This window comes from Limosilactobacillus reuteri subsp. porcinus (genome assembly GCF_036621895.1).
Lineage (GTDB): Bacteria > Bacillota > Bacilli > Lactobacillales > Lactobacillaceae > Limosilactobacillus > Limosilactobacillus reuteri_J.
The window spans coordinates 1-7,496 of record NZ_LN887402.1; the positions used below are offsets into that span (position 1 = coordinate 1).

The window sequence follows — 7,496 nt, forward strand, 5'->3', positions numbered from 1 at the left end:
GTCTAAAGACATTAATAAAAAGGTTGTGGACTTACGCAAAGTTCACAACCTTTTTATTTCTGAAAACTAGCCTTCCATTAATTCCTTTTCTTTTGCATTCGCAATATCTTCAAGGTTCTTAATTCCAGCATCTGTTTCGTTTTGAACTTTCTTTTCAAGATCATGGAATTCATCATCATTAAAGTCGCCGTTCTTGTTACCCTTCTTTAAGTCATCCATCGCTTCACGACGAACATTTCGAACTGCAACTTTTGCCTTTTCTAATTCAGCTTTAACGTCCTTTACTAATTCTTTCCGCCGATCTTCAGTTAATTGTGGGATGATTAAACGAATTGAACTTCCGTCGTTTTGAGGAGTTAATCCTAAATTAGATGCATAGATTGCTTTTTCAATTTCTTCAAGCACGCTTTCGTCATAAGGGGTGATTAATAATTGCCGTGCTTCTGGAATTGTGATTGATGCAACTTGATTTAATGGAGTTGGTGCTCCGTAATATTCAACTTTAACAGAATTTAATAAACTTGCATTGGCTTGACCCGCACGAATATCAGCAAGTGTCCGCTGAAGTGCATCACCTGATTTTGCCATTTTTTGTTTGGCATCATTTAAAATTTCTTTTCCTGTAGCCATATTATCAGTCTCCTTCAATTGTTGTACCAACTTCTTGACCAGTTACTACTTTCATAATATTGCCTGATGTGTTCAAGTTGAAGACTACCAATGGAATATGATTGTCCATCGATAGTGAACTAGCAGTAGTATCCATTACATGTAAATTCTTTTCAATGATATCCATATGGGTTAAATGATCAAACTTAGTAGCATCCTTAACTTTATTTGGATCAGCTGAGTAAACGCCGTCAACCCCATTTTTACCCATTAAAATGGCATCAGCGTTAATTTCTGCTGCTCGTAATGCGGCAGTAGTATCAGTTGAGAAGTAAGGACTTCCTGTTCCACCAGCAAAAATAACGATTCGATCTTTCTCTAAATGACGAATAGCTTTCCGCCGAATATATGGTTCAGCAATTTGGCGCATTTCAATTGAAGTTTGTACCCGGGTAGGAACACCAATTGATTCAAGCGCATCTTGAAGTGATAAGGCATTCATAATAGTTGCTAACATTCCAATGTAATCAGCTTGCGCACGTTCCATCCCTAATTCAGCACCAGTAACACCACGCCACATGTTACCACCACCAACAACGATGGCAATTTGAACGCCCAAATCATGAACTTCTTTTAATTCTTTAGCTACATCCTTTAAAACGGGTGGGTTAATCCCAAAACCCTTGTCGCCAGCTAATGCTTCTCCACTGAGCTTTAAAATTACTCGCTTATATTTAATATCTGCCATATGATATCCTCCTTGAATTGGTAAGTTAATCTTTAAAAAAGGACGCACTACATTGAGTACGTCCTCCTTTTGACCGAACGCTTAGTTCATTTGGTCCTTAACTTCTTGAGCAAAGTCATCTTGCTTTTTTTCGATTCCTTCACCGACTTCGTAACGAATGAAGGACTTCAACTTACCATTCTTACTTGAAACGTATTGTTCAACAGTTTGGTCAGAATCCTTAACAAAGTCTTGATCTGCTAAACAAATTTGTGAAAGGAACTTGTTTAAACGACCTTCAACAATCTTGTCAACGATCTTTTCAGGCTTTCCTTCGTTTAAAGTTTCTTCCTTGAAGATAGCACGTTCATGGTCAAGACGTTCTTGAGAAACATCATCACGAGTCACGAATTCAGGGTTGATAGCTGCAACGTGCATTGCAACGTCTTTAGCAGTGGCATCGTCAGCACCTTCTAAGACAACCAATGCAGCAATTTGACCACCTTGGTGTAAGTATGCACCAAAGCTATCGCCGTCATCCTTTTCTACAACAGTAAACCGACGAAGGCTAACCTTTTCACCAGTTTTTTGTGTAGTACTGATAATATCATCATTTAATGTGCCATTTTCAGTCTTGATTTCTAATGCTTCTTCAACATTAGCAGGCTTGTTTTCACTAATTAACTTAGTAACCTTCTTCAATAAGTCCTTAAATGGTTCACTAGCAGCAACGAAATCAGTTTCTGAATTCAATTCAACGATTGCAGCTGTATTGCCATTAACAGCAATATCAGCTAATCCTTCAGCTGCAACACGATCACTCTTCTTGGCTGCCTTAGCAATACCCTTTTCACGAAGGTAGTCCATTGCTTTGTCCATGTCACCATCACTAGCAACTAATGCCTTCTTAGCATCCATGATACCGGCACCGGATTTTTTACGTAATTGCATAACTTGAGCAGCTTTAATTTCAGCCATGACGAAATCTCTCCTTTTATAATCTTTTTTGAAAAAAGGGCTGTTTAGTACTTAGGCCAGAATGGTCCGTACAAAACAGCCCAAGAATTTAATATTTTTAGTCTTCTTTACCTTCAACGCTGTTCTTCAAGTTCTTTAATGAATCTTCGCTAACAGTTTCGTTAGCAGCGTTATCATCAGCAGTTTCTTGTTGAGCATCGTCTTGACCTTGCTTACCTTCAACAAAAGCATCAGCCATCTTTGAAGTGATTAAGCGAACGGCACGGATAGCATCATCGTTTGATGGGATAACGTAATCAATGTCGTCTGGGTCAGTGTTAGTATCAACCATAGCTACGATTGGAATGTGTAACTTTTGAGCTTCCTTAACAGCGATTTGTTCCTTGTGAGGATCAACAATGAACATAACATCTGGGATCCGTGGCATATCTTCAATACCACCAAGGAAACGTTCAAGCTTTTCACGTTGCTTAGTTAAGACAGCAACTTCCTTCTTAGGAAGAACATCAAATGTACCGTCTTCGCTCATCTTCTTAAGTTCCTTCAAACGAGCGATCCGTGATTGGATAGTCTTCCAGTTGGTCAAAGTACCACCTAACCAACGGTGGTTAACGTAGTATTGACCTGCACGAATAGCTTCTTCTTCAATAGCATCTTGAGCTTGCTTCTTTGTACCAACAAATAAAGCAACACCATCGTTAGCAGCAACATCTTTCATGTAGTTGTAAGCAGTATCAATTAACTTAACAGTCTTTTGTAAGTCAATGATGTAAATACCGTTACGTTCAGTAAAGATGTATTCTTCCATCTTTGGGTTCCAACGACGAGTTTGGTGACCGAAGTGGACACCGGCTTCAAGCAATTGCTTCATAGATACAACAGACATAAATAATACCTCCAAATTGTTTCTCCTCCCCAGTCTTCTTCTGGCAATGGGACTATTTAAGCACCCTCACCACCATCATTCTGGGTGTGAAATTGGCGTGTAACACCGAAATATAGTATACAAAAAACCTTGCAAACTGACAAGGTTTTTCACTTAACTTATTTTAAAATTTAACTAGTTTATCTGAGGTGCCAGTTTTAATCAAATCTAGATTGGCGGACAAACTCATCTTAACCATATTTTTAATTGCTTGATCAGTATAGAAAGCAATATGTGGCGTGATTAAAACATTTGGCCGATCAACTAAATCCTTAAATTCGTTATAATCAACTTCTTGGAAATCAATTTGCTGGTTAAAAATCTTGGTTTCACCAGTCATTACGTCTAAAGCAGCTCCTCCGACTTTACCGCTATTCAACGCTTCAATCAATGCCTTTTCATCGACTAATGGTCCACGTGCAGTGTTAACCAGTAAGACACCGTCCTGCATCATTGCAAATGTTTTTTCATTAAGCATTTTATCTGTCGCTGGAACATGAGGTAAATAAAGCGAAATAATTGTTGTCCGTTTATATAATTCATCAAGGCTAACGTATTCAACAATTCCTTCTAGTTCCTTATTTTGGTGACGGCTATATGCAATCACTTTTGCACCAAAACCAGCAAAGATTTTAGCTGCTGTGGATCCAATGTTTCCTGTTCCAACTATCCCGACAACCTGCTTATTCATTTCCTTAGCAATATGCGGTGCCCAGTTATAATCTCCTTTTGCTAATTTTAAATAAAATTCTTTTGTTCGACGTAAAAGGTTGAGTGCTTGAGTAACTGAAAATTCAGCAATTGCAGCTGGGGAATAAACTGGTACGTTAGTAATTTGGAAACCAAGTTCTCGTACTAATTCATGATTAAGATTATCAACCCCAACATTCCGCAATGACATCTTTGTAATACCATTAAACGCTAATTGACGTAAGGCCTCGTCTGAATAAGGCTTTTGCTGGAATACTACTACTCCATCGCTTCCTTTAGACAAGTTGACTGTGCTTTCGTCTAAAAGTTTAGTTGTTGAGTCTACAGTTACTTCAGGATGTTCCTCTTGCCATTCTTCAATGTAAGGGACTTCATCCTGATAAACACCATACATATAAATCTTCATCTTAATTCCTCCGTAGTTTCAATAAATTAACACCATGGTCTAGTAAAAATTTTTCTTTTTGGCGGCGGGTTTGATGTTTAAAATAATATTCCGCACTTAAGGCATCATGCTTTGATTCAAATTCCTCTGAATAAATAAGCTTTAGCGGATGACGCTTTTTCACACGAGTATATTTTGCCCCTTGATAAGTTTGATGGGTATGAAAGCGCCGTTTAACATTGTTGGTAAAGCCACAATAAAAGCTATTATCTGCACAATACAATACATAAATATAGTATTTCTCACTTGCCATATAATAACTCCTGAACCGCTGGAGTATACTCGTTATCTGCTCCATGAACAATCAATGGTGGTACTACTTTTACTCCTCCAGGCCGGCCATCCTTAATCACTTCAAGCAACAAAATATTCGCATCACGATCAGGTTTAGGATGAATAAATTGAATTCTTTTAGGTGCTAATCTATTTTCCTGACACACTTGTAAAATCTCACCTAAACGATCTGGACGATGCACAAGATACCCATGACCATTCATTTTTAATAAGCCATTCATCTTTTTAACAACTGTCACTAAATCAGTCGCTATTTCGTGACGAGCAATCGCTAAAGCTTTATTTGGATTCTTCTGGCTTTGGGCTGTAACTGGGAAATAAGGAGGATTACAAAGGACAATATCAATCGAGTCCTTAGAAATATAATCATTAACGTTTGCGATATCATCATTAATGACGGTATAACGATCTTGTAAATCATTTAGCAAAATTGTCCGTTCAGCCATATCAGCAATCTGTGGTTGTAATTCAACTTCGGTAAATGTTCCGCCAAGCTTATCGTGGAGAAAAATGCCGATTGCCCCATTTCCAGCGCACAAGTCAACAATTTTTAATTTCTGTCGATGATTGGGACGCACAAAGTTTGCTAATAAGACAGCATCTAACGAAAAAGCAAAATAATGGGGATTTTGGATTATCCGTACATCCTGACTATATAACTGATCAATTCTTTCATCCTTTTTTAAAATATTTCTGTTTTCCATTATGTCCTCCATTATTTTTGTACTTGCAAGATCCACTTTTTTTCGTCATACTGAGGAACGAAAACTTAATTTTGTTATAGATTGGAAGATTGACATGTTGTACACTTTCCTCGTTAAAATCGTTAATCCATTTTTAAATTTGATTAACGGACGACCTAAAATATACAATCGGGAAAACATCCCTGAAGGCAATTATATTATTATTGCACCTCATCGTACTTGGATGGATCCTGTCTTACTAGCGCTTGCCGTATGGCCCAAAAAATTTAGCTTCATGGCTAAAAAAGAACTTTTTAAGAATCCAATTGCTAGCAAATTCTTAAAAGCACTAAATGCCTATCCGGTTGATCGGAAAAATCCAGGTCCGTCTGCTATTAAAAAGCCGGTTACAATTTTAAAGAAGACTGACTTATCGACCATTATTTTCCCTAGCGGATCACGCTACTCATCTAAATTAAAAGGCGGGGCCACCGTGATCGCTAAAATGGCAAACGTCCCCTTAGTTCCTGCTGTTTACCAGGGACCCCTAAAATTTGGCCAGCTATTTACCCGTAAGCCGCGCCAAATTGCATTTGGGAAGCCTATTTATATTGACCGAAAGCAACGGCTCACTCCCGAAGTACAGGCTGACTTAGAAAAGCAAATGCAAGACGCCTTTGACCAATTAGATAGACAAATTGATCCCAATTATAAATATATTGTTCCTCCAAAGCCGAAGAATGATGAATTTTAATTTCCAATATAAAAGGATGTGATAAAAATCACATCCTTTTATATTATTTACGATTTGACTTTTTAGCTTGTGCTTTCATCGCTTGCATCATTTGATGTAATTTACGACTTGATGGTTTTTGTCCCATTTGAAGCATCATCGTCCGCAGCATCTCTTCCGAAATCGGTGGATTATTGCGGAGGTAGTTTTCCATGTATTTACGTGCACCAAAGAAGCCGATAACCAAACCGACTAATAATGCAAGAATCATTAGCATGATCGTCATACCCACAATTACTTCCTCCTTTGCTCGTTACCTATCCATCTTACACGAAAGAGCAATTTTTGAAAAGAGCAAATCGCTGTTAATCGTCACGAAGTCCTTTTTTACGTTGAATTTCACGAACCTTTTCAGGAGTAACCTCTTTACCTTCTTTATCAAAAATCCGCATCATTTCAATATTACTACGCATTGCTTCTCTAAAGTTCTTTAGGTATTCCTTACGTAAACGATCTCGTTCTTTAGTTTCTTCCTCAGTTAAACCTTCTTCTTTATTCTTATGAGCAAGTTCATTAATTCGCTTCAATAAAGCATCTTGTTCTTTCGATTCAGCCATTATAATCATCTCCTTAATAAAGTCGATTTTACTTATTTTATAAAATTAATGCAAATCACGAACGTACGTTTGAAATATGCATCTATCTATGATAAGCTTAACACAATTAATGATAATGAGGTGTCAATATGGCAAAGGTAGCAAAAAATAAACAAATGGCCGTCCTAAATTATATTCATAAACAAGTTGAAGATCATGGCTATCCACCGACTGTTCGTGAAATTTGTAGTGCTGTTGGACTGTCTTCAACTTCAACAGTCCATGGACACATCTCTCGCTTAATTGAACAAGGATTCTTACAAAAAGACCCTTCTAAACCTCGAGCACTTGAGATCACACCCAAGGGACTTGATATTTTAGGTGTAAAACCGATTCAAAAAGAAATTCCAATGCTTGGTGTTGTTACGGCTGGGCAACCAATTTTAGCAGTTGAAAATGCTACTGAGTTTTTCCCGATACCTCCTTCTATTCAAGATAATAATGATTTGTTTATGCTTACCATTCGTGGAACTAGTATGATTAAAGCAGGGATTTTTAATGGCGACCAAGTAATTGTGCGTAAACAATCCACCGCTAAAAATGGTGATATCGTTATTGCAATGAATGATGATAATGAAGCTACTTGTAAACGATTCTATAAAGAAAAAACACGTTTTCGTTTACAGCCAGAAAATGATACGATGGAGCCAATCTTCTTAGACAATGTAAAAATCCTTGGTAAAGTAGTGGGACTATTTCGTGATCATATTTTCTAAATCATAACCACCCGTCAAA

Annotated in this window: 11 protein-coding genes; 2 read left to right on the forward strand and 9 right to left on the reverse strand. The window is 37.6% G+C overall.

Annotated features, from left to right (window positions below; all coding sequences use genetic code 11):
* Positions 1–66: 66 nt before the first annotated feature.
* From frr to AACL61_RS05210, 7 genes are all read right to left on the reverse strand, one after another.
* On the reverse strand, positions 67–630 hold the full coding sequence (gene frr / locus AACL61_RS05180) for a ribosome recycling factor (RefSeq protein ID WP_035157866.1): 564 nt from the start codon (positions 628–630) through the stop codon (positions 67–69).
* A 4-nt stretch (positions 631–634) separates the two neighbouring features.
* Complete coding sequence (pyrH, locus tag AACL61_RS05185; RefSeq protein WP_003666862.1) at positions 635–1,357, reverse strand: UMP kinase; 723 nt, start codon at positions 1,355–1,357, stop codon at positions 635–637.
* Positions 1,358–1,438: 81 nt separating this feature from the next.
* A complete protein-coding gene (gene tsf, locus AACL61_RS05190; protein WP_102816305.1) occupies positions 1,439–2,314 on the reverse strand; it encodes a translation elongation factor Ts in 876 nt (291 codons plus the stop codon).
* Between the two features lie 97 nt (positions 2,315–2,411).
* Positions 2,412–3,200 carry a 30S ribosomal protein S2 gene (gene rpsB, locus AACL61_RS05195; RefSeq protein ID WP_003671156.1) on the reverse strand — a complete coding sequence of 263 codons (789 nt, stop codon included), beginning with the start codon at positions 3,198–3,200 and terminating at the stop codon, positions 2,412–2,414.
* Positions 3,201–3,363: 163 nt separating this feature from the next.
* Positions 3,364–4,356, reverse strand: coding sequence for a D-2-hydroxyacid dehydrogenase (locus AACL61_RS05200; protein WP_339111081.1), 993 nt, complete (start codon positions 4,354–4,356; stop codon positions 3,364–3,366).
* 1 nt (position 4,357) lies between these two features.
* Complete coding sequence (locus tag AACL61_RS05205; RefSeq protein ID WP_003666858.1) at positions 4,358–4,648, reverse strand: GIY-YIG nuclease family protein; 291 nt, start codon at positions 4,646–4,648, stop codon at positions 4,358–4,360.
* Positions 4,638–5,393, reverse strand: a complete 756-nt coding sequence (locus AACL61_RS05210; protein ID WP_102816307.1) for a tRNA1(Val) (adenine(37)-N6)-methyltransferase — start codon at positions 5,391–5,393, stop codon at positions 4,638–4,640. Before AACL61_RS05210 ends, AACL61_RS05205 begins: the two co-directional genes overlap by 11 nt.
* Positions 5,394–5,487: 94 nt before the next feature.
* On the opposite strand from AACL61_RS05210, the gene AACL61_RS05215 reads away from it, so the two are divergent.
* Positions 5,488–6,126, forward strand: a complete 639-nt coding sequence (locus AACL61_RS05215; protein WP_003668200.1) for a lysophospholipid acyltransferase family protein — start codon at positions 5,488–5,490, stop codon at positions 6,124–6,126.
* 43 nt (positions 6,127–6,169) lie between these two features.
* Here the strand turns inward: AACL61_RS05215 and AACL61_RS05220 are convergent, their stop codons facing one another.
* Complete coding sequence (locus tag AACL61_RS05220; protein WP_003666855.1) at positions 6,170–6,397, reverse strand: YneF family protein; 228 nt, start codon at positions 6,395–6,397, stop codon at positions 6,170–6,172.
* 73 nt (positions 6,398–6,470) lie between these two features.
* Positions 6,471–6,722, reverse strand: coding sequence for a DUF896 domain-containing protein (locus tag AACL61_RS05225; protein ID WP_003674333.1), 252 nt, complete (start codon positions 6,720–6,722; stop codon positions 6,471–6,473).
* A gap of 128 nt (positions 6,723–6,850) precedes the next feature.
* On the opposite strand from AACL61_RS05225, the gene lexA reads away from it, so the two are divergent.
* Positions 6,851–7,477 (forward strand): transcriptional repressor LexA, encoded by a 627-nt coding sequence (lexA, locus tag AACL61_RS05230; protein WP_003666853.1) that lies wholly within the window; start codon positions 6,851–6,853, stop codon positions 7,475–7,477.
* The last annotated feature ends 19 nt before the right edge of the window (positions 7,478–7,496 follow it).

Excerpts from the sequence above, each read along its gene's own strand:
- frr (WP_035157866.1), bottom strand. The coding sequence starts at position 630 with ATGGCTACAGGAAAAGAAATTTTAAATGATGCCAAACAAAAAATGGCA.
- pyrH (WP_003666862.1), bottom strand. The coding sequence starts at position 1,357 with ATGGCAGATATTAAATATAAGCGAGTAATTTTAAAGCTCAGTGGAGAA.
- AACL61_RS05210 (WP_102816307.1), bottom strand. The coding sequence starts at position 5,393 with ATGGAAAACAGAAATATTTTAAAAAAGGATGAAAGAATTGATCAGTTA.
- rpsB (WP_003671156.1), bottom strand. The coding sequence starts at position 3,200 with ATGTCTGTTGTATCTATGAAGCAATTGCTTGAAGCCGGTGTCCACTTC.
- AACL61_RS05225 (WP_003674333.1), bottom strand. The coding sequence starts at position 6,722 with ATGGCTGAATCGAAAGAACAAGATGCTTTATTGAAGCGAATTAATGAA.
- AACL61_RS05215 (WP_003668200.1), top strand. The coding sequence starts at position 5,488 with ATGTTGTACACTTTCCTCGTTAAAATCGTTAATCCATTTTTAAATTTG.
- AACL61_RS05200 (WP_339111081.1), bottom strand. The coding sequence starts at position 4,356 with ATGAAGATTTATATGTATGGTGTTTATCAGGATGAAGTCCCTTACATT.
- lexA (WP_003666853.1), top strand. The coding sequence starts at position 6,851 with ATGGCAAAGGTAGCAAAAAATAAACAAATGGCCGTCCTAAATTATATT.
- AACL61_RS05205 (WP_003666858.1), bottom strand. The coding sequence starts at position 4,648 with ATGGCAAGTGAGAAATACTATATTTATGTATTGTATTGTGCAGATAAT.
- tsf (WP_102816305.1), bottom strand. The coding sequence starts at position 2,314 with ATGGCTGAAATTAAAGCTGCTCAAGTTATGCAATTACGTAAAAAATCC.